Genomic DNA, 19,906 nt, shown 5'->3' with positions numbered 1-19,906 from the left:
ATGTGGACCGGCTACTGGTCCGGGCTGTCGATGATCAGCTGTTGCAGCGCAGTGGTGCTGCTGGACAGCGGTTTGCTGCGCCCGGCCCATTCGCCTGCTGTCGGTTGGCCAGCACGAGAGACGCGCGCAACCAGTTGGACTTCAGGAAAGTTCGACAGTTTCAATTGCGGCATCATCGCGTCGCTGTCACCCAGCGCCACGGTGATCGGCAAATCAGCAACCGTCACCCGCTTGACCGCCAATGGCGCGGGCGGTCCGGTCACGGCACGGGCGAAAATGAACACGCTGTCGGTGGGCAGCACACGGGCTTTCACCGCGTCGGCCAAGTCCACGCTGACGTTGATCGACGCTTCGGCCTTGGCAACAGGTGCCGCTTCAACCTTCTCGCCACTGGCCTGCAACTGCTCGCGGGCTTTCTGAATGCCGCCTTCCAGGGCGGCGCGGGATGCATCGCCTTCAGGCAGTTCGTTCATCAGCCGCTGCCAGTAGCCAATGGCCTCCTGATAGCGCCTGGCTTCAAACGCCGCGATGCCCAGCAGCCCAAGGCTGGTGACTTCCTTGGGGTCCGCCTTCAGCGCTTCATCGGTCAATGCCTGGGTCTTGTCGCTCCACTGCTTGTTGTCGGCAAAGTACTGCGCCTGTGCCCACTGCCCCAGCAGTTCAGGCTGGCGACCGGCCACCGCTACGGTGCGCTCAAACACCTTGGCGGCATCGGCCGGACGGTTTTGCGCCATGTAAGCACGACCGAGGAAGTACAGGCCTTCGGCCGATTCGGGCTGCGCGACCGCAGCACGCTCCAGGCGGGCCACCATTTCGTCAAGGGACTGCGGCGGCTGGGCAAACTCACGGGTCAGCTCGACCTTGTCGCTCGCGCCATAATGCATGTACAGCGCCACGCCCAGCACCGGCACCATGAAGGCAGCCAGCAGGGGCACCAATTTACCGAGGCTGGACACCCGCGCCGGAGCAGCACCTTCCGTGTCGGCCAACAGTTCACGCGCAGCTTCCGCCCGGCCTGCCTCCAATTGCGCGTCGGTCAACACGCCGTCATCGCGTTGCGCCTGCAACTCGGCCACACGCTCCTGATACAGCGCGACGTTGAGTGCAGTGCGGTCTTCTTCACGCTGGGCGCGGCGAGCGCGCAAGACGGGGATCAAGATAAAGCTGAGGGCGATCAGTAGCAGCAAACCGGCTGCAAGCCAGAAATCAATCATCTTTGGTTTTATCCAGCAAAGTGTCGAGGCGCTGACGCTCCTCGGCAGAAAGGGTGTCCGTGCGGGTGGCGCGGCGGGTGCGACGGCGCCCTACGATCACGCCGATGACCACAAACCCGCCCAGCAGCAAGACCAGCGGCCCGAACCACAGGATCGCGGTCTTGCCGGTCAGCGCCGGTTTGTAACGCACGAAATCGCCGTAGCGGTCGACCATGAAGTCGATGATTTGCTGGTTGTCCTTGCCCTCGCCCAGCATGCGGAAAATCTCGCGCCGCAAGTCGGTGGCAATGGGTGCGTTCGAATCGGCAATGTCCTGATTCTGGCACTTGGGGCAACGCAGCTCTTTGGTCAACTCGCGAAAACGGTCGCGCTCGGCGTCGTTCTTGAACTCATAGGTGTCGATGGCCGCCTGGGCCACCCCTGTCAGGGTCAGGCCAAAGACCAGGGCCGCAAACCAGCGCTTCATGGTTTAGCCTCGTCGACCAGCGCCTGGTATTTGCCCGCCAGTTGTTCACGCCACACGGTTTCGTCGATCACGCCGACGAACTTGTGACGAATGATGCCCTGGCTGTCGATCAGGAACGTTTCCGGGGCGCCGTACACGCCCAAATTCAGACCCAGCGAACCGGCTTCGTCATTGATGTCCAGTTGATACGGGTTGTGGAATTCCTTGAGCCACTTTTGCGCATCGGCGTTGACGTCCTTGTAGTTAACCCCATGGATCACCACACCCTGGGCGGCCAGTTTGGTCAGCACCGGGTGCTCGACACGGCATGAAATGCACCACGTGGCCCAGACGTTGACCAGTGCCGGCTTGCCTTTGAGGTCGGCTTCGGTGAGGGTTTTGTCACCCTCGACCGAGGGCAGACTGAACGCCGGAAACGGCTTGCCGATCAGGGTTGACGGCAACTCGGTCGGGTCCAGGTACAACCCTTTATAGAGGAAACCCGCCATGGCCAGAAAAATGGCCAGCGGAATCAGCATCAACCAGCGTCTCATGCGGTGGCTCCTGTCATGCCCAGCGCTTCTCGCACGCGGCTTTTCACCTTGACCCGATAACGGCGGTCCAGCGCCGCCAGCAACCCGCCAAACCCGGTAAGCAAGCCACCCAGCCAGATCCAGCGCACAAACGGTTTGACGTGAACCCGCACAGCCCACGCGCCATCACCCAAGGGTTCACCCAGCGCCACATACAGGTCACGGGTGAAACCGGCGTCGATACCGGCCTCAGTCATCATCGACGACTGGACTGTGTACAGGCGTTTTTCCGGGTGCAATACGCTGACTTCCTTGCCATTGCGCACCACGCGCACGGTGCCTTTGTCCGAAGTGAAGTTCGGGCCCTGATAATGCTGGGCACCTTCAAAAATGAAGTGATAACCGCCCAGCTCCATGGACTCGCCCGGCGCCAAACGCAGGTCGCGCTCGGCACTGTTCTGGCTCGACAACACCACGCCAATGGCACATACAGCAATGCCCAGGTGCGCAATCTGCATGCCCCAATAACTGCGGGTCAGGCTGCGCAGGCCTTTGAACAGCCCTTTGTGGCGGGTTTTGTCGCCAATGTCGCGCACCCCGGCCAACAGTACCCACGAGGCCAGCATAAAGGTGGTCATGACTGCCCAGTTGAAATCGCCATACGCCACACCGGCAATCGCTGACAACGCCGCACTGCCCAGCAGCACCGGGGTCAGCATGCCCAGCAGCCACTTGACCGGCGTGTCTTTCCAGCGCACCAGCACGCCCACCGCCATCACCACCATCAACACCGCCATCAACGGGATAAACAGCGCATCGAAATACGGCGGGCCGACCGACATCTTGGCGCCAGTCAGGGCATCGAGCACCATCGGGTACAGCGTACCCAACAGAATCATCGACGCTGCCACCACCAGAATCAGGTTGTTGCCCAGTAACAGCGTTTCACGGGACCACAGGTTGAAGCCGACCTGGCTCTTGACCACCGGCGCGCGCAATGCAAACAGCGTCAACGAGCCGCCCACCACAAACAGCAGGAAGATCAGGATGAATACCCCGCGCTCAGGGTCCGAGGCGAACGCGTGAACCGACGTCAGCACACCCGAACGCACCAGGAACGTGCCCAGCAAGCTCAAGGAGAATGCAGCAATGGCCAGCAACACGGTCCAGCTTTTGAATACGCCGCGTTTTTCAGTCACGGCCAACGAGTGAATCAGTGCCGTGCCAACCAGCCAAGGCATGAACGAGGCGTTTTCCACCGGGTCCCAGAACCACCAGCCACCCCAGCCAAGCTCGTAATAAGCCCACCACGAGCCCAGGGTGATGCCGATGCCCAGGAACGCCCACGCCACAATGGTCCACGGCCGCGACCAGCGCGCCCAGGCTGCATCCAGTCGCCCGCCCAGCAAGGCAGCAATAGCAAATGCAAAGGCCACCGAAAAGCCCACGTAGCCCATGTACAACATCGGCGGGTGCACGATCAGGCCGATGTCTTGCAACAACGGGTTGAGGTCATTGCCGTTGGCCGGCATTTGCGGCAGCAGGCGGGTGAACGGGTTGGAGGTCAGGATCAGAAACAGCAGGAAACCGACGCTGATCATGCCCATGATCGACAGCACCCGCGCCAGCATCACGTGCGGCAACTGGCGCGAGAAGATCGACACGGCGAAGGTCCAGCCACCGAGAATCATCGCCCACAACAGCAGCGAACCCTCATGGGCGCCCCACACCGCGCTGAATTTGTAGTACCACGGCAGCGCGCTGTTGGAGTTGCTGGCCACGTACGCCACCGAGAAATCATCGGCCATGAACGACCAGGTCAGGCACCCAAAGGCAAACAGCAAAAAGGCGAACTGGCCCCAGGCCGCTGGCTGCGCCAGACTCATCCACAACTTGTCACCACGCCACGCCCCGAGCAGCGGCACGATGGCCTGCACGATGGCAATGCACAGTGCCAGAATCATGGCCAACTGGCCCAATTCCGGAATAAACAGTCCGAACGTCATCACTTAACCTCGTTGGCCGGTGCAGGCGCGGATTGACCGCTTTCGTTCAACGCCTTGGTCACTTCAGGCGGCATGTATTTTTCATCGTGTTTGGCCAGCACTTCATCTGCCACCACCACGCCCTGAGCGTTGAGCTTGCCCAGCGCCACGATACCCTGCCCTTCGCGGAACAGATCCGGCAGGATGCCGCGGTATTGAATGGTCACTGACTTGTTGAAATCGGTCACCACGAATTCGACGTCCAGCGAATCGCCGGAGCGTTTCAGCGAGCCGTCCTGCACCATGCCACCCGCACGGATGCGCGTGTCCAGCGGTGCTTCGCCATTGGCAATCTGGGTCGGGGTATAAAACAGGTTGATGTTCTGCTGCAAGGCGCTCAAGGCCAAGGCCACGGCAGCGCCGACACCGACCAGAATCGCCAGAATGATGATCAAACGTTTTTTACGCAGCGGATTCACTTCGTGTTCTCCCGGCGCAGACGACGCGCCTCTTGTTGCAGATAACGACGACGCGCCATGATCGGCAACGCCACGTTCAGCGCCAGTACCGCCAGGCAAATGCCATAAGAGGTCCAGACATACACACCGTGATGGCCCATGGCGATAAAGTCGCCAAAAGAAGCAAAACTCATCGCGCACCCTCCAGCGCTTTCAACACTTCAGCTTTGGCCCAATGGGTGCGAGCTTCGCGCTTGAGCACGTCCAGACGCATGCGCAGCAGCACCACGGCGCCAAAGAAACAATAAAACCCCACCACGGTCAGTAGCAGTGGCAGCCACATTTCCATGGGCATCGCCGGTTTTTCGGTGAGGGTGAACGTCGCCCCCTGGTGCAGGGTGTTCCACCACTCCACCGAGTATTTGATGATCGGGATATTGATCACGCCGACAATCGCCAGCACGGCGCAGGCCTTGGCTGCGCTGTCACGATTGGTGATGGCATTGCCCAGGGCAATCAGGCCGAAATACAGAAACAGCAGGATCAGCATTGAGGTCAGGCGCGCATCCCACACCCACCAAGAGCCCCAGGTCGGCTTGCCCCAGACCGCGCCAGTCACCAGCGCCACCGCGGTCATCCAGGCGCCCACCGGGGCGGCGGCCTGCAACGCGACATCGGCGATTTTCATCTTCCATACCAGGCCCACCACGCCGCAGACCGCCAGCATCACGTAGCAGGACTGGGCCAGCATCGCGGCGGGCACATGGATGTAGATGATGCGAAAGCTATTGCCTTGCTGGTAGTCCGGTGGCGCGAAGGCCAGCCCCCACACCACACCACTCACGATCAGCAGCACGGCGGCGATGCTCAACCACGGCAGCAGGCGTGCGCTGATGGCATAGAACCATTTGGGCGAGCCGAGTTTGTGAAACCAAGTCCAGTTCATCACGCTGTTTCCATCACGGTGCCGGTCACGGCAGGTTGAGTGCCATCCCAGCCAGGGTCTTTACTGGCCAATGAATGGCCAGACCTCATTATTCGCCGACGCTGATTTTCAGGCCGGCCGCTATCGCAAACGGTGTCAGGGTTACTGCCAGGGCCGTCAGGCTGCCCAGCCACAGCAGATAACCGGTCGCGGGCATCCCCTGGAGTGCCGCCTGCAAAGCGCCACTGCCCAGAATCAGCACCGGGATATAGAGGGGCAGGATCAACAACGCGAGCAACAGACCGCCCCGTTTGAGACCCACCGTCAGTGCAGCGCCGACGGCACCGAGCAAACTCAGGACCGGCGTGCCAAGCAACAACGACATCAGCAATACCGGCAGACACGCCACCGGCAACCCCAGCATCAAGGCCAGCACGGGTGAGAGAATCACCAGCGCCAATCCGGAAAACGCCCAGTGTGCCAGTACTTTGGCCAACACCAGTAGAGCAAGGGGGTGCGACGAAAGGACCCACTGCTCCAGCGATCCGTCTTCGAAATCACTGCGGAAAAGCCCGTCCAGCGAGAGCAGGACCGATAAAAGGGCTGCCACCCAGAGCAGCCCCGGAGACAAGGTTTGCAACAATTGAGTCTCGGGTCCGACCGCCAACGGGAACATGGCAATCACGATGGCGAAGAACACCAGCGGGTTGGCCAGTTCAGCCGGACGACGGAATAACAGGCGCGCCTCGCGCGCCACCAGCACAGCAAACACACTCATACGGCCCAACGCCCCAAATCAATGTCGCGATACCCGGCAGGCAGGCGGCTTAAGGTGTGGTGCGTGGTGAGCACCACCATGCCGCCCTGCTCACAGTGACGGGCCAGCTGTTCTTCAAGCTGGGCGACACCTTGTTTGTCGAGCGCGGTAAAGGGTTCGTCGAGGATCCACAGCGGCGGGCTGTCGAGGTGCAAGCGGGCCAGCGCGACACGCCGTTGCTGACCGGCCGACAAGGTGTGGCACGGCACGTCCTCGAAGCCTTTGAGGCCCACGGCGGCCAGCGCGGCCCAAATGGCATCGCGCGAGGCCGGGCGATGCAAGGCACACAGCCAGTTGAGGTTCTCTTCGGCCGTCAGCAGGTCTTTGATCCCGGCCGCATGCCCGATCCACAGCAGGTTGCTGGCCAGTTCAGTGCGCTGGCCGCTCAAAGGCTGGCCATTGAGGCGAATTTCACCCGCCGTCGGTTGCATCAATCCGGCCAACAGGCGCAGCAGGCTGGTTTTGCCGCTGCCGTTGGGGCCGCTGATTTGCAACATGTCACCGCTGGCCAGACGCAATTCGAGGTCTTCGAACAACATCCGCCAGTCACGCTCACAGGCGAGCGCTACGGCTTCTAGAAGAGGGCTGGTCACGTAATTGAGGCCTTCACGGTTCAAGTCGGCTCAGGCGCGGCCGTTAAAGTGATGCAGGATAAATGCATTTGCGGCCTGTTTCAGAGAGCTGGATCAAACAATTTTGAAGTTTTGCTGCCCTCTGAACGACGGGGCGGCATTATACATGCCATGTCCTACTCTAAAGAGGGCAATTTCGACAGGTTGTAACGATGAAAGGCGACATGAATATTCCTCCGCTCCCAGCCGCCGTGGCAAACGGTGCACGTGCAGGCGTGGTGGGCGGTGAACTGCTGAAATTGTTGCAGCCCCTCGATGGCTTGATTGGCCCCGGCCAAAGCGCCCAGGCCGAAGTGCTATCGCTCAAGCAGGACAACCTCGCGTTTCAACTGTTGCTCAAACTCACACTGGCGGGCGGGCGCCAAACCCATGTGCAAGCCAACAGCCCGTTTCCCTTGCCGCAAGGCACGCAACTGGCCGTCACCCAACCGACCTCCGGCAGCCTGGCCATCAGCGTGCAGCAGGCACTGAGTAGCAGTGTCGCCACCCTCACCCGCCTCGACACCGGGCAACTGCCGGTAGGCACCTTGCTGCAAGGCAAAGTGCTGACCACCCAACCCGTGCCGCAACCCACGGGCCAGCCCGCCCTTTACCGCTCACTGGTGACCCTGCTCAACACCGCGCTGAGCGGCACCACGCTGGCACTGGACAGCCCGCACCCCTTGCGCATCGGCAGCCTGCTCACGGCCAGGGTGCAAGGCGAGCAAAGTCTCAATTTCGTGCCCCTGAGCGGGCGACAGGATCAACTGGCGATTGCGCAACAACTGGTCACACAACAGCGCGCGCAGGGCTCGCTCGAAGGGCTGCTGAATGCCTTGCAAAAACTGCCACCCGGCGACACGTTGCCCGCCGACGTGCGAGCGTCCATCGACAAACTGCTCGCAAGCTTGCCAACACCTGCGCACTTAAGCACCGGCAAAGGCCTGAGCGATGCCCTGCTCAACAGCGGAGGGTTTCTTGAGGCCAAGCTGCTGGGCGGCCAAGCGCAAAGCCTGGCCCCCGACCTCAAAGCCACCTTGCTGCGCCTGATTGCCCAGATCGCACCGGGCATTCCGTCCAGCAGTGCGTTCAACCCCGGCATGGCCGCCAGCGCACAGGCCCAAGCCATGCCCACCTTTGTGCGCAACGCCCTGGGCATGCTCGGTCAGGTCAGTGCCAAGCCCCAACCGGGCGGCTTCCCGCTGCCTGGCCGTACCCTGCAAAGCGCAGAAGGTGACGACAGCCTCGAAAGCCTGTTAAAACTGGCGGCGGCCGCCATTTCCCGCCTGCAAAGCCACCAACTCTCCAGTCTGGAACAAAGCGGTCGCACCCCGGACGGCGGCGTCCTCACCACCTGGCAGCTGGAAATCCCCATGCGCAACGCCCACGACATCGTGCCACTGCAAGTGAAATTCCAGCGCGAAGACCCGCCCGAACAAGCCCCGGAAGACAAGCGTGAAACCCGCGAAATCAAAGACGCGCTGTGGCGCGTGGAACTCGCCTTCGACCTCGCCCCGCTCGGGCCGCTGCACGTGCAGGCGCAACTGTTGCGCGGCAACCTGTCGGGGCAACTCTGGGCGCAACACGCCTTCACCGCAGACCTGATCGAAAGCCAACTCGGCCTCTTGCGCCAGCGCCTGAACGACGCTGGCCTGAGCGTGACCGACCTCGACTGCCATCAGGGCACACCGCCTCAGGGCAACCACAGGCCACTGGAACAACGCTGGGTGGACGAAACCGCATGAGCACACCGAACCCGCCGCGTCAGGCGATTGCCCTCAAATATGACGGCAAACAGGCACCGACCCTCACCGCCAAGGGCGACGACGAACTGGCCGAAGCCATTCTCAAACTCGCCCGCGAGTATGAAGTCCCGATTTACGAGAATGCCGAGCTGGTGAAACTGCTGGCGCGCATGGAGCTGGGGGACAGCATCCCGCAAGAGTTGTACCGCACACTGGCTGAAATCATCGCCTTTGCCTGGCAGCTTAAAGGGAAATTTCCGACTGGCTTTGATTCGAACCCGCCCATGCAAGAGCGCGACATCACCCCCGAATGACCCACGCCTGCCCCGCAGAGCGCGGGGCAAACCTGTGCCAGATCCAGAACGCCTAGCCTTTGTGCATCTTGCTCATCAACTCAGCCTCTGCCTGGGTCAAGCCACAGGACTCGGTCAGTTCGTCGATGCTGGCACCCATGCCCACCAGACGCGCCGCCTGGGAAAACGACAGGCTGGTCGGGTCGCGCTGTTCCAGCTGGGTCAACTTCTCAGGCAACGGTGCCACCACGGCGCGCAGTTCATGCAATTCTTCGCCCATTTGCACGCTGCCGTTCTGGTAAGTGTCCAGCCGCCGCCCCAGTTCCTTGATGCGCTGATCGCGCAGCGCATCCCCTGCGGCCTGTTGTGCCGCGATCAGGCGCTGGCCGCGAACGTAGGACACGAACATCCACACCGTCAGCAACCACAACAAGCCCAGGACGAGTACCGCTCCCTCAAGCATCAATCAGATGTTCTCCAGGTCCGACCATTCTTCTTCGCTCATCATTTTGTCCAGCTCAACCAAAATCAACAGTTCGTTGTTTTTGTTGCACACGCCCTGGATAAACTTGGCGGATTCTTCGTTGCCCACGTTCGGCGCTGTTTCAATCTCAGACTGGCGCAGGTAAACCACTTCCGCCACGCTGTCGACCAGAATCCCGACCACTTGCTTGTCGGCTTCAATGATCACGATGCGCGTGTTGTCAGTAATCTCGGCGTTCAACAGTCCAAAACGCTGGCGGGTGTCAATCACCGTCACCACGTTGCCGCGCAGGTTGATGATGCCCAACACGTAGGAAGGCGCACCCGGCACGGGTGCGATTTCGGTGTAGCGCAACACTTCCTGGACCTGCATCACGTTGATGCCGTAGGTCTCGTTGTCCAGCTTGAAGGTAACCCATTGCAGGATCGGATCTTCGGACGACGCCTTTGCACTTGACTGATTCATACCCCAAACCCCTGACTAAATACCGCTTAAGCGGCGAGTGTGCTGTCTGACCGCGCCGAGACCCGGTCGTTAATGTTGTGTTATGTGTGTGGCACGGGCGCCGCTTTGCTCATGTGCTTGACCGCGCCGCTGGCGATCAGCTCGGCCAGTTCGGACACATCCAGCAGCGCGCACATGTGCTCAATCACGGTGCCCGCCAACCATGGCCGCTGGCCACGCTGGGTGCGCCATTTAATTTCATTGGGGTCCAGGCGCAACGAACGGCTGACCTGATGCACCGCCAGCCCCCATTCGTAACCCTGAACCGAAATCACATACTGCAAACCTTCGCGGAAATCGTCGCGGTAGCGGTCGGGCATCACCCAGCGCGCGGTGTCGAGCACTTTGAGGTTGCCACTCTGACTCGGCAGAATGCCGAGAAACCATTCAGGCTGGCCGAATAAGGGCGTCAACTCACGCCCGGCCAGTGAATAAATCGACCCCAGGCACACCAGCGGCACGGCCAGTGTCAGCCCTGCCACATCGAACAACAGGCATTCAAAAGGCTCGGCAGCCCAGGCCGGGCGTCCGTCGCTGCGCAGCGGCGCGTTACCGCCCGGCGTGGCGGGCAGGTGCACCTCGACCAGCGGCTGGGCCACAGCGCCTTGCGTGTCGACCACCTGCGCAATCTCGGCAGGCACAACCTCAGGCGTGCGCAACGGCACCGCATCGCGCACCTGCTCTTCGAGCACGGCGGCGGCAAAATCATCGCGCTCAACCGGCTCTGCCAACGGCACCGGCACCGGCATGATCGGTTCAAGCTCGACCAGCAACAGCTCTTCAGTGGCCTCTTGCAACAAACCGTCGAGGTAAGACTGCAACGCCAATTGCGGACGCGTAGGAATCATTACAGGTTGCTTCATAACGTGACCCACATCCCGTACGCGCTTGCGTGACCTTTGAAGGTTATCGGCCGCATCACTTTGTTACTTGAATGCATGGGCACCTCAGGCCACCTGCGGTGAAAGCTGGCGGCTGAGCAAATGCTTGAGCAAGGCGCGATACGCAACCACGCCACGGCTCTTGGGGTCAAATTGCGAGGGTGCCAGGCCCGCCCGGCTGGCATCGCGCAAGCGCGTGTCCACCGGGATGTAACCTTGCCAGATGGTGTCGGGGTACAAATCGCGCAGCACCCGCAAGGTGCTCATGGATGCCTGGGTGCGTCGGTCGAACAAGGTCGGAACGATGCTGAACGGAAGCGCCTGCTTGCGCGAGCGGTTAATCATTGCCAGCGTATTGACCATGCGCTCCAGGCCCTTGACCGCCAAATGTTCGGTCTGCACCGGAATCACCAATTGCTGGCTGGCCGCCAGCGCATTCACCATCAACACCCCCAGCAACGGCGGGCTGTCGATGATCGCGTAATCGTAGTCTTGCCAAAGCTGCGCCAGCGCGCGCGCAATCACCAGCCCCAGACCGCTCTGGCCCGGCGACTGGCGCTCCAGCGTAGCCAGCGCCGTACTCGAAGGCAGTAGCGAAATATGGTCATGGCTGGTCGGCAGCAACAGTTGCCCCGGCAAGCCTTCCGGCACCTGCCCCTTGTGCAGGAACAGGTCGTAATTACTGTGCTCAAGGGCATCGGGGTCGTAACCGAAGTAACTGGTCATCGAGCCGTGGGGGTCCAGGTCGACCACCACCACGCGCTTGCCCGCCTCGGCCAGCAAACCGGCCAGAGCAATGGATGTGGTGGTCTTACCGACGCCACCTTTTTGATTGGCTACTGCCCAGACTCTCATTAGCGTGTTCCTCCCGGCGGCAAAAAACCCTGGCCGAGAATTGGCATTCAGTTAAAGGGCCGGCGACGGAGAATTGACGGCATTCCCGCGAACCGGCGGCGTTGATACCGGCGGTGCAGTTTGTGTGCCAGCCCGCTTCAAGGCTGCATCCGGCGTGGCATGGGCGGTCCCGGTGCCGGTCAGGCTGCGGCGCACATCCAGGTTGCGCGAGACCACCAGCACCACCCGCCGGTTCAGTGCACGGCCTTCTGGCGTGGCGTTATTGGCCACTGGCTGAAACTCGCCATAGCCCACCGACGCCATGCGGGCCGGGTTGACCCCTTGCATGGCGAGCATGCGCACGATGCTCGCTGAACGGGCTGACGACAGTTCCCAGTTGGTGGGGTACTGCGCCGTACGGATCGGCAAGTCGTCCGTAAACCCTTCGACGTGGATCGGGTTATCGAACGGTTTGAGGATCGCCGCCACCTTGTCGATGATGCTGAACGCCACATCGCTGGGCATCGCATCGCCGCTGCCAAACAGCAAGCTGGAATTGAGCTCGATCTCGACCCACAACTCATTGCCGCGCACGGTCAACTGGTTGGACGCAATCAAGTCGCCAAACGCGTTGGTGATGTCATCGGCAATGGTTTTCAGCGGGTCGCTGGTGATCTGCCCGATGCCGGCATCCGTCTGCTCGCTGTCTTTGACCAGAGGCTTGGCGGGCTGGGTGGTCAATGGCCGCTCCTCACCAATCGGGATCGGCTTCATCGTGCGTTCGGCATCGTTGAACACCCCCACCAGTGCCTGGGAGATGATTTTGTATTTGCCTTCATTGATCGAAGAGATCGAATACATGACCACGAAAAACGCGAACAGCAAGGTGATGAAGTCCGCATAGGACACCAGCCAGCGCTCGTGATTGACGTGTTCTTCAGGCTGCCGACGGCGACGGGACATAGCGCAAACTCTCCATTAATCCATGAAGCCCTGAAGCTTCAACTCAATGGAACGCGGGTTCTCGCCTTCAGCGATCGACAGAATGCCTTCGAGCAACATTTCGCGGTAACGCGACTGGCGCATGGCAATCGACTTCAGCTTGCTGGCAATGGGCAACAGAATCAGGTTGGCACTGGCCACGCCATAGATAGTGGCAACGAAGGCCACGGCGATACCGCTGCCCAACTGCGTCGGGTCGGCCAGATTGCCCATCACGTGGATCAAGCCCATCACCGCACCGATGATGCCGATGGTCGGCGCATAGCCGCCCATGCTTTCGAACACCTTGGCGGCTTCGATATCGCGGCTCTCCTGGGTCATGAAATCGACTTCCAGAATGCTGCGGATGGCTTCGGGCTCAGCGCCATCGACCAGCAATTGCAAGCCTTTGCGCGAATAATCGTCGGGTTCGGCATCTGCAACGCCTTCCAGCCCCAACAGGCCTTCTTTACGCGCCGTGAGGCTCCAGTTGACGACGCGGTCCACGCCGCCAGCCAGATCGATGTGCGGCGGGAAGAAAATCCACACCACGGTTTGCATGGCGCGCTTGAACGCGCTCAGCGGCGACTGCAACAACGCGGCGCCGATGGTGCCACCCAGCACAATCAGGGCCGCCGGGCCATTGGCCAGCGCGCCCAGATGGCCGCCTTCGAGGTAGTTACCACCGATGATGGCCACGAAGGCCATGATGATGCCGATCAGGCTCAGTACATCCATCAGTGACACGCCTCGACCAAGTGCTTGCCGATGTCATCCAGGCTGTACACCGCATCCGCCAGGTTGGCTTTGACGATGGCCATGGGCATGCCGTAAATCACACAACTGGCCTCGTCCTGCGCCCAGACATTGCTGCCGCCCTGCTTGAGCAAGCGCGCGCCTTCACGGCCGTCGGCCCCCATACCGGTCAACACCACTGCCAGCACTTTGTCGCCGTAGGACTTGGCCGCTGAACCGAAGGTGATGTCCACACACGGCTTGTAATTCAGACGCTCATCGCCCGGCAGGATGCGTACCGCGCCACGGCCGTCGATCATCATCTGCTTGCCGCCCGGCGCCAGTAGCGCAAGGCCCGGACGCAACATATCGCCGTCTTCGGCTTCTTTCACACTAATGCGGCACAGCTTGTCCAGCCGCTCGGCAAACGCCTTGGTGAACGCTGCAGGCATGTGTTGCACCAGCACGATGGGCGCCGGGAAGTTGCCCGGCAGTTGGGTCAGGACCCGTTGCAAGGCCACAGGCCCACCCGTGGAGGTGCCAATCGCTACCAGTTTGTAGGCTTTGCGCTTGGGCGCTGGCGAAGTCGGGGTTGCCGCCGGTGCACTGCGGCTGGCAATCGGCGTGGTGCGGGTCGGTGCCGGGGACGCAGGCGTGGCCGCAGGCGCGAAACCGCTGACCGCCGGACGTGGTGCAGGCGACGGCGCTGGCGGCTGCGAAGCGCCATAGCCGGAAAACCGGCGATTGCTGCGCGAGATGGTGTGCACCTTCTCGCACAGCAATTGCTTGACCTTCTCGGGGTTGCGCGAGATGTCTTCGAAATTTTTCGGCAGGAAATCCACTGCCCCGGCGTCCAGTGCATCCAGCGTAACGCGGGCACCTTCATGGGTCAGGGAAGAGAACATCAACACCGGGGTCGGACACTTCTGCATGATGTGACGCACGGCCGTGATGCCGTCCATCATCGGCATCTCGTAGTCCATGGTGATCACGTCCGGCTTGAGCGCCAGCGCCTGATCAATCGCCTCTTTGCCATTGGTGGCGGTGCCGATCACTTGAATCGTCGGGTCAGCGGACAGAATCTCCGAGACACGGCGGCGGAAAAAACCGGAATCATCCACCACCAGGACCTTGACTACCATAAACACTCCGTTAGGCGGCGCGGGACGCAACCGCCCCGCTCCACCAGAATCAAATACGCCGTGCGGCGTAGCGTTTGAGCATGCTCGGAACATCCAGAATCAAGGCAATACGGCCATCACCGGTAATGGTGGCGCCCGACATGCCAGGCGTGCCCTGGAGCATTTTGCCCAACGGTTTGATGACCACTTCTTCCTGACCGACCAACTGATCGACCACAAAGCCGATGCGCTGGGTGCCCACCGACAGAATCACCACATGCCCTTCGCGCTGCTCTTCGTGGGCAGCCGACGCCACCAGCCAGCGCTTGAGGTAGAACAATGGCAGCGCCTTGTCGCGCACAATCACCACTTCCTGGCCGTCCACCACATTGGTGCGCGACAGGTCGAGGTGGAAAATCTCGTTCACGTTGACCAGCGGGAAGGCGAAGGCCTGATTGCCCAGCATCACCATCAGGGTCGGCATGATCGCCAGGGTCAGCGGCACCTTGATCACAATCTTCGAACCCTGGCCCAGGGTCGAATAGATGTTCAGCGAGCCGTTGAGCTGGGCGATTTTGGTTTTCACCACGTCCATGCCCACGCCACGGCCCGACACGTCGGAAATCTCGGTTTTGGTCGAGAACCCCGGCGCAAAAATCAGGTTGTAACAGTCGGACTCGCTCAGGCGATCGGCGGCGTCCTTGTCCATCAGGCCTTTCTTCACGGCAATGCCGCGCAGAATATTGGCGTCCATGCCTTTGCCGTCATCGGAGATGGACAGCAGGATGTGGTCGCCTTCCTGTTCGGCCGAAAGGATTACCTTGCCGCAGCGAGACTTGCCTGCCGCTTCGCGCTCTTCCGGGGTTTCGCAGCCGTGGTCGACCGCGTTGCGCACCAAGTGAACCAGCGGGTCGGCCAGGGCTTCTACCAGGTTCTTGTCCAGGTCGGTTTCTTCGCCCACCAGCTCAAGGGTGATTTCTTTCTTGAGCTGACGGGCCAGATCGCGAACCAGTCGCGGGAAGCGACCGAACACTTTCTTGATGGGCTGCATCCGGGTCTTCATCACCGCGGTTTGCAGGTCTGCGGTCACCACGTCGAGGTTGGAGACCGCCTTGGACATGGCTTCGTCATTGCTGTTGAGGCCCAGGCGCACCAAACGGTTACGCACCAGCACCAACTCACCGACCATGTTCATGATGTCGTCCAGGCGCGCCGTGTCGACCCGCACTGTGGTTTCCGCTTCCGAGGCGGCCGGTTTGTCCGGGTGGGCCGCTGCCGCGCGGGCCGGGGCGACCGGGCGTGCTGCCGGTTCAGGCTTGCTGGCCACAGCGGCCGCTGCCGCAGGCGCCGCAGCGGGTTTGGCCGCGACAGGCTGGGCGGGGACTTCGGTGAACTTGCCCTTGCCGTGCAACTCGTCGAGCAACGATTCAAATTCGTGATCGGTGATGTGGTCCGGGTTGGCCGGTGCGGCAGCCGCCGGTGCCTCAGGCGCCACGGAGGCCGAGGCATCCAGCGCATCGGCACTGAACGAGCCTTTACCGTGCAACTGATCGAGCAACGCTTCGAATTCGTCGTCGGTGATTTCGTTACTGGCAGTCGCGGCCGGTTCTGCGGGTTGAGCCGCAGGCGTGGCAGCCACGGCGTCTGGTGCAAACTGACCTTTGCCGTGCAACTGGTCCAGCAACGACTCAAACTCGGCGTCAGAAATTTCGTCGCTGGCAGGGGCAGATGAAGCCGACTGTCCAGGCGCGGTAACGGGCGCCGCAGCAACCGCAGACCCGCCAGCCGCTGCTTCAGCTTTGACCGCATTCAGCGAGTCCAGCAACAGCTCGAATTCGTTATCGGTGATGTCACCGCTGTCTTCGGCCACCGGTTGCGGTGCAGGCGCCACGGCGGCTGGCTCAACCACCGGGGCAGCTTGTGCCGCCGCAGGCTCGGCCAAACGCGCCAGGGCAGCCAGCAACTCCGGCGTCGCGGCCGTGATCGGTGCGCGTTCGCGCACTTCACTGAACATGCCGTTGACCGCGTCCAGCGCTTCCAGGATCACGTCCATCAGCTCCGAATCGACGTGCCGTTCACCCTTGCGCAGGATGTCGAACACGTTCTCGGCGATGTGACAGCACTCCACCAGCTCGTTGAGCTGGAGGAAGCCGGCGCCCCCTTTTACAGTGTGAAAACCGCGAAAAATTGCATTGAGCAGGTCGGCATCATCCGGTCGGCTTTCCAGCTCGACCAGTTGTTCGGACAACTGCTCTAGAATTTCGCCGGCTTCAACCAGGAAATCCTGAAGGATTTCTTCATCGGCGCCGAAGCTCATGTACGTGCTCCTTAGAATCCAAGACTTGAAAGCAAATCGTCTACATCGTCCTGACCGGACACGACGTCATCACGCTTATCGGCATGAATCTGCGGACCTTCACCCTGCGCCAGGTTTTTTTGCGGATTATTTTCAGCCCGCAGTGCTTCGCGGTCATGCTCGATCCCTGCGAAACGGTCAACCTGACTGGCCATCAGCACCAGTTTGAGCAGATTGCTTTCAACTTCGGTTACCAGCTGCGTGACCCGTTTGATCACTTGACCGGTGAGGTCCTGGTAATCCTGAGCCAACAAAATATCGTTCAGGTTGGCGGAGACCACGTGGCTTTCTTCTTCGCTACGCGTCAGAAAACCGTCAACCCGGCGCGCCAGATCTCGAAATTCCTCGGCACTGAGCTCGCGACGCATGAAGCGCCCCCACTCCGCACTCAAGGTTTTGGCTTCGGCGCCCAGGCTGTTGACCACGGGCGTGCTGTTCTCCACCAGGTCCATGGTGCGGTTGGCCGCCGCTTCCGTTAAACGCACAACATACGACAAACGTTCCGTGGCATCCGTGATCTGCGACACTTCTTCGGCTTGCGGCATGTGCGGGTCAATGTGGAAGTTGACGATTGCACTGTGCAGCTCGCGCGTCAGCTTGCCGACTTCGCGGTACAGGCCCCGGTCGCGGGTCTGGTTCAATTCGTGAATCAGCTGCACAGCGTCGCCAAACTGGCCTTTTTCAAGGCTGTCGACCAACTCGCGAGCATGTTTTTTCAAGGTCGATTCAAAATCGCCCTGGCTAGCCTCTTTATGCTCCATAACGCCCCCGTGGCGAGTCGATCAACCGATGCGTTCGAAGATCTTTTCGATCTTCTCTTTGAGTGCCAAGGCAGTGAACGGCTTGACGACATAGCCGTTAACACCGGCTTGCGCCGCTTCGATGATTTGCTCGCGCTTGGCTTCGGCAGTCACCATCAGCACGGGCATGTGCTTGAGTTTTTCATCCGCGCGCACGTGGCGCAGCAGATCAATGCCGGTCATGCCCGGCATGTTCCAGTCCGTTACCAGAAAGTCGATATGACCTTGATTGAGGATCGGTATCGCCGTGGTGCCATCATCGGCCTCGACGGTATTGGTGAACCCCAGGTCACGCAGCAGGTTTTTAATGATCCGCCGCATCGTCGAAAAATCATCAACGATGAGGATTTTCATATTCTTGTCCAATTCGACCTCCAAGCAGTCTTAAAACGCGCCCAGCACCTGGGCGCGCCATTCAATCAATTCAGTAAACCTTAACCCTGTAGCCGCCACCGCCGACCGCGACGCGGATGCAGCGACCGTCTGTGACAGAAGGTCTTGCGGCCTTATCGCAGCCTGCGGCAGCGGCTACAGGGGGTAAATCGTGTGGACGGCGGCGTATCAGCGCGCTCGCCATTCCGCCAGGCGCCCGCGCAAACGCGCGGCACACTGGCTGTGCAACTGGCTGACACGCGACTCGCTCACGCCCAGCACCTCACCGATTTCCTTGAGGTTGAGTTCTTCGTCGTAGTACAGCGCCAGCACCAGCCGCTCGCGCTCCGGCAAGTTGGCGATCGCTTCGGCCAACGCAGCCTGGAAACGCTCGTCTTCCAGGTCCCGCGACGGCTCAAGGTGCGCACTGGCGCCGTCCTCGTGCAGCCCTTCATGCTCGCCGTCCTGCAACAGGTCGTCGAAGCTGAACAGGCGGCTGCCCAAGGTGTCATTCAAAATGGCGTAATAATCATCAAGGCTTAAATTGAGTTCGGCCGCAACTTCGTGATCTTTAGCGTCACAGCCGGTTTTTGCTTCAATTGCCCGAATTGCGTCGCTGACCATGCGTGTGTTGCGGTGGACCGAGCGGGGAGCCCAGTCACCCTTTCGCACTTCATCAAGCATCGCGCCACGGATGCGAATACCCGCGTAGGTTTCGAAACTTGCACCTTTGCTGGCGTCGTATTTGGTCGAGACTTCGAGCAGGCCGATCATGCCGGCCTGAATCAAATCTTCAACTTGCACACTGGCCGGCAGACGCGCCAGCAGGTGGTAGGCAATGCGCTTGACCAAAGGGGCGTAGCGTTCGATCAGCTCGTACTGACTGTCGCGCGATGACTTGCTGTACATGCGATAGCCGCTTGCTGTCATGGAGACGTACCTACATTGGTTTGCTGCACCAGGCGCTCAACAAAGAACTCCAGGTGCCCACGGGGATTGGCAGGCAATGGCCAAGTGTCAACTTTCTGCGCAATGGCCTTGAACGCCAGCGAGCATTTAGAGCGCGGGAACGCTTCGTACACAGCGCGCTGCTTTTGCACAGCCTTGCGCACACTTTCGTCGTACGGCACGGCGCCCACGTATTGCAGGGCTACGTCCAGAAAGCGGTCGGTGACTTTGGTCAGCTTGGCGAACAGGTTGCGCCCTTCCTGCGGGCTCTGCGCCATGTTGGCCAGCACGCGGAAGCGGTTCATGCCGTAGTCCCGGTTGAGCAGTTTGATCAACGCATAGGCGTCAGTGATCGAGGTCGGTTCGTCGCAGACCACCAACAGCACTTCCTGCGCAGCGCGCACAAAGCTGACCACTGAGTCGCCAATCCCGGCGGCCGTGTCGATCACCAGCACGTCCAGGTTGTCACCGATCTCGCTGAAGGCCTGAATCAGCCCCGCATGCTGGGCCGGACTCAGGTGAACCATACTTTGAGTGCCCGACGCCGCCGGCACGATACGAATCCCGCCAGGGCCAGGCAGCAGCACATCGCGTAGCTCGCAACGGCCCTCGACCACATCGGCCAGGGTGTATTTGGGGGTCAGCCCCAGCAGTACGTCGACGTTTGCCAACCCCAGGTCAGCATCCAGCAACATCACTCGTCTGCCCAGCTCGGCAAGAGCCAGCGACAAGTTGACTGAAACGTTAGTTTTACCGACGCCACCCTTGCCGCCGGTCACTGCGATCACCTGTACGGGATGCATGCTGCCCATGATCTTTCTTTACCTTGTCTTACTTAGACGCGGCTACACAGGTTGGCTGCGG

At 60.9% G+C, this 19,906-nt stretch carries 23 protein-coding genes; 2 read left to right on the top strand and 21 right to left on the bottom strand.

Annotated elements, in window-relative coordinates:
- Positions 1 to 11: 11 nt before the first annotated feature.
- From ccmI to ccmA, 9 genes are all read right to left on the bottom strand, one after another.
- Positions 12 to 1,214: a c-type cytochrome biogenesis protein CcmI gene (ccmI, locus tag HBN68_RS07890; protein WP_169963491.1), complete on the bottom strand. Its 1,203-nt coding sequence runs from the start codon at positions 1,212 to 1,214 to the stop codon at positions 12 to 14.
- Positions 1,207 to 1,680 (bottom strand): cytochrome c-type biogenesis protein, encoded by a 474-nt coding sequence (locus HBN68_RS07885; protein ID WP_094992251.1) that lies wholly within the window; start codon positions 1,678 to 1,680, stop codon positions 1,207 to 1,209. The genes ccmI and HBN68_RS07885 overlap by 8 nt, the downstream gene beginning before the upstream one ends.
- Complete coding sequence (locus tag HBN68_RS07880; protein ID WP_094992252.1) at positions 1,677 to 2,213, bottom strand: DsbE family thiol:disulfide interchange protein; 537 nt, start codon at positions 2,211 to 2,213, stop codon at positions 1,677 to 1,679. The genes HBN68_RS07885 and HBN68_RS07880 overlap by 4 nt, the downstream gene beginning before the upstream one ends.
- Positions 2,210 to 4,198 carry a heme lyase CcmF/NrfE family subunit gene (locus HBN68_RS07875; RefSeq protein ID WP_094992253.1) on the bottom strand — a complete coding sequence of 663 codons (1,989 nt, stop codon included), beginning with the start codon at positions 4,196 to 4,198 and terminating at the stop codon, positions 2,210 to 2,212. The genes HBN68_RS07880 and HBN68_RS07875 overlap by 4 nt, the downstream gene beginning before the upstream one ends.
- Positions 4,198 to 4,656: a cytochrome c maturation protein CcmE gene (gene ccmE / locus HBN68_RS07870; RefSeq protein WP_094992254.1), complete on the bottom strand. Its 459-nt coding sequence runs from the start codon at positions 4,654 to 4,656 to the stop codon at positions 4,198 to 4,200. Before ccmE ends, HBN68_RS07875 begins: the two co-directional genes overlap by 1 nt.
- A complete protein-coding gene (ccmD, locus tag HBN68_RS07865; protein ID WP_094992255.1) occupies positions 4,653 to 4,829 on the bottom strand; it encodes a heme exporter protein CcmD in 177 nt (58 codons plus the stop codon). The genes ccmE and ccmD overlap by 4 nt, the downstream gene beginning before the upstream one ends.
- Positions 4,826 to 5,584, bottom strand: a complete 759-nt coding sequence (locus tag HBN68_RS07860) for a heme ABC transporter permease (protein ID WP_169963493.1) — start codon at positions 5,582 to 5,584, stop codon at positions 4,826 to 4,828. Before HBN68_RS07860 ends, ccmD begins: the two co-directional genes overlap by 4 nt.
- A gap of 85 nt (positions 5,585 to 5,669) precedes the next feature.
- Positions 5,670 to 6,338 (bottom strand): heme exporter protein CcmB, encoded by a 669-nt coding sequence (gene ccmB / locus HBN68_RS07855; RefSeq protein WP_094992257.1) that lies wholly within the window; start codon positions 6,336 to 6,338, stop codon positions 5,670 to 5,672.
- Entirely contained in the window at positions 6,335 to 6,970 is a 636-nt protein-coding gene (gene ccmA / locus HBN68_RS07850; protein ID WP_169963631.1) for a cytochrome c biogenesis heme-transporting ATPase CcmA, read from the bottom strand. Before ccmA ends, ccmB begins: the two co-directional genes overlap by 4 nt.
- Positions 6,971 to 7,161: 191 nt before the next feature.
- Between ccmA and HBN68_RS07845 the strand changes: the two genes are divergently transcribed.
- Positions 7,162 to 8,733 carry a flagellar hook-length control protein FliK gene (locus HBN68_RS07845; protein ID WP_169963495.1) on the top strand — a complete coding sequence of 524 codons (1,572 nt, stop codon included), beginning with the start codon at positions 7,162 to 7,164 and terminating at the stop codon, positions 8,731 to 8,733.
- Positions 8,730 to 9,047: an EscU/YscU/HrcU family type III secretion system export apparatus switch protein gene (locus HBN68_RS07840; RefSeq protein WP_094992259.1), complete on the top strand. Its 318-nt coding sequence runs from the start codon at positions 8,730 to 8,732 to the stop codon at positions 9,045 to 9,047. Before HBN68_RS07845 ends, HBN68_RS07840 begins: the two co-directional genes overlap by 4 nt.
- Before the next feature lie 52 nt (positions 9,048 to 9,099).
- Here the strand turns inward: HBN68_RS07840 and HBN68_RS07835 are convergent, their stop codons facing one another.
- The 12 genes from HBN68_RS07835 to fleN form a co-directional block, all read right to left on the bottom strand.
- Positions 9,100 to 9,492 (bottom strand): DUF2802 domain-containing protein, encoded by a 393-nt coding sequence (locus tag HBN68_RS07835; protein WP_094992260.1) that lies wholly within the window; start codon positions 9,490 to 9,492, stop codon positions 9,100 to 9,102.
- Positions 9,493 to 9,975: a chemotaxis protein CheW gene (locus HBN68_RS07830; RefSeq protein WP_094992261.1), complete on the bottom strand. Its 483-nt coding sequence runs from the start codon at positions 9,973 to 9,975 to the stop codon at positions 9,493 to 9,495.
- Between the two features lie 80 nt (positions 9,976 to 10,055).
- The gene (locus HBN68_RS07825) at positions 10,056 to 10,877 is read right to left on the bottom strand and encodes a CheW domain-containing protein (protein WP_169963497.1); all 822 of its coding nucleotides are present in this window, start codon (positions 10,875 to 10,877) and stop codon (positions 10,056 to 10,058) included.
- 84 nt (positions 10,878 to 10,961) lie between these two features.
- Positions 10,962 to 11,750 carry a ParA family protein gene (locus HBN68_RS07820; RefSeq protein ID WP_169963499.1) on the bottom strand — a complete coding sequence of 263 codons (789 nt, stop codon included), beginning with the start codon at positions 11,748 to 11,750 and terminating at the stop codon, positions 10,962 to 10,964.
- A 51-nt stretch (positions 11,751 to 11,801) separates the two neighbouring features.
- The gene (motD, locus tag HBN68_RS07815) at positions 11,802 to 12,692 is read right to left on the bottom strand and encodes a flagellar motor protein MotD (RefSeq protein WP_169963501.1); all 891 of its coding nucleotides are present in this window, start codon (positions 12,690 to 12,692) and stop codon (positions 11,802 to 11,804) included.
- A 15-nt stretch (positions 12,693 to 12,707) separates the two neighbouring features.
- Complete coding sequence (locus HBN68_RS07810) at positions 12,708 to 13,448, bottom strand: flagellar motor protein (RefSeq protein WP_094992265.1); 741 nt, start codon at positions 13,446 to 13,448, stop codon at positions 12,708 to 12,710.
- Positions 13,448 to 14,587 carry a chemotaxis response regulator protein-glutamate methylesterase gene (locus tag HBN68_RS07805; protein WP_094992266.1) on the bottom strand — a complete coding sequence of 380 codons (1,140 nt, stop codon included), beginning with the start codon at positions 14,585 to 14,587 and terminating at the stop codon, positions 13,448 to 13,450. The genes HBN68_RS07810 and HBN68_RS07805 overlap by 1 nt, the downstream gene beginning before the upstream one ends.
- A gap of 49 nt (positions 14,588 to 14,636) precedes the next feature.
- A complete protein-coding gene (locus HBN68_RS07800; RefSeq protein ID WP_094992267.1) occupies positions 14,637 to 16,883 on the bottom strand; it encodes a chemotaxis protein CheA in 2,247 nt (748 codons plus the stop codon).
- Positions 16,884 to 16,894: 11 nt separating this feature from the next.
- Positions 16,895 to 17,683, bottom strand: a complete 789-nt coding sequence (locus HBN68_RS07795; protein ID WP_094992268.1) for a protein phosphatase CheZ — start codon at positions 17,681 to 17,683, stop codon at positions 16,895 to 16,897.
- A 21-nt stretch (positions 17,684 to 17,704) separates the two neighbouring features.
- A complete protein-coding gene (locus HBN68_RS07790; RefSeq protein WP_162199707.1) occupies positions 17,705 to 18,076 on the bottom strand; it encodes a chemotaxis response regulator CheY in 372 nt (123 codons plus the stop codon).
- 207 nt (positions 18,077 to 18,283) lie between these two features.
- On the bottom strand, positions 18,284 to 19,024 hold the full coding sequence (gene fliA / locus HBN68_RS07785; RefSeq protein ID WP_048366258.1) for an RNA polymerase sigma factor FliA: 741 nt from the start codon (positions 19,022 to 19,024) through the stop codon (positions 18,284 to 18,286).
- The gene (fleN, locus tag HBN68_RS07780) at positions 19,021 to 19,854 is read right to left on the bottom strand and encodes a flagellar synthesis regulator FleN (RefSeq protein WP_094992269.1); all 834 of its coding nucleotides are present in this window, start codon (positions 19,852 to 19,854) and stop codon (positions 19,021 to 19,023) included. The genes fliA and fleN overlap by 4 nt, the downstream gene beginning before the upstream one ends.
- Positions 19,855 to 19,906: the final 52 nt, after the last annotated feature.

Source organism: Pseudomonas sp. WS 5078, assembly GCF_012985745.1.
Classification (GTDB): domain Bacteria; phylum Pseudomonadota; class Gammaproteobacteria; order Pseudomonadales; family Pseudomonadaceae; genus Aquipseudomonas; species Aquipseudomonas lundensis_A.
The sequence above is the reverse complement of the archived record's forward strand: the minus strand, read 5'-3'. Positions and strand labels throughout refer to the sequence as shown.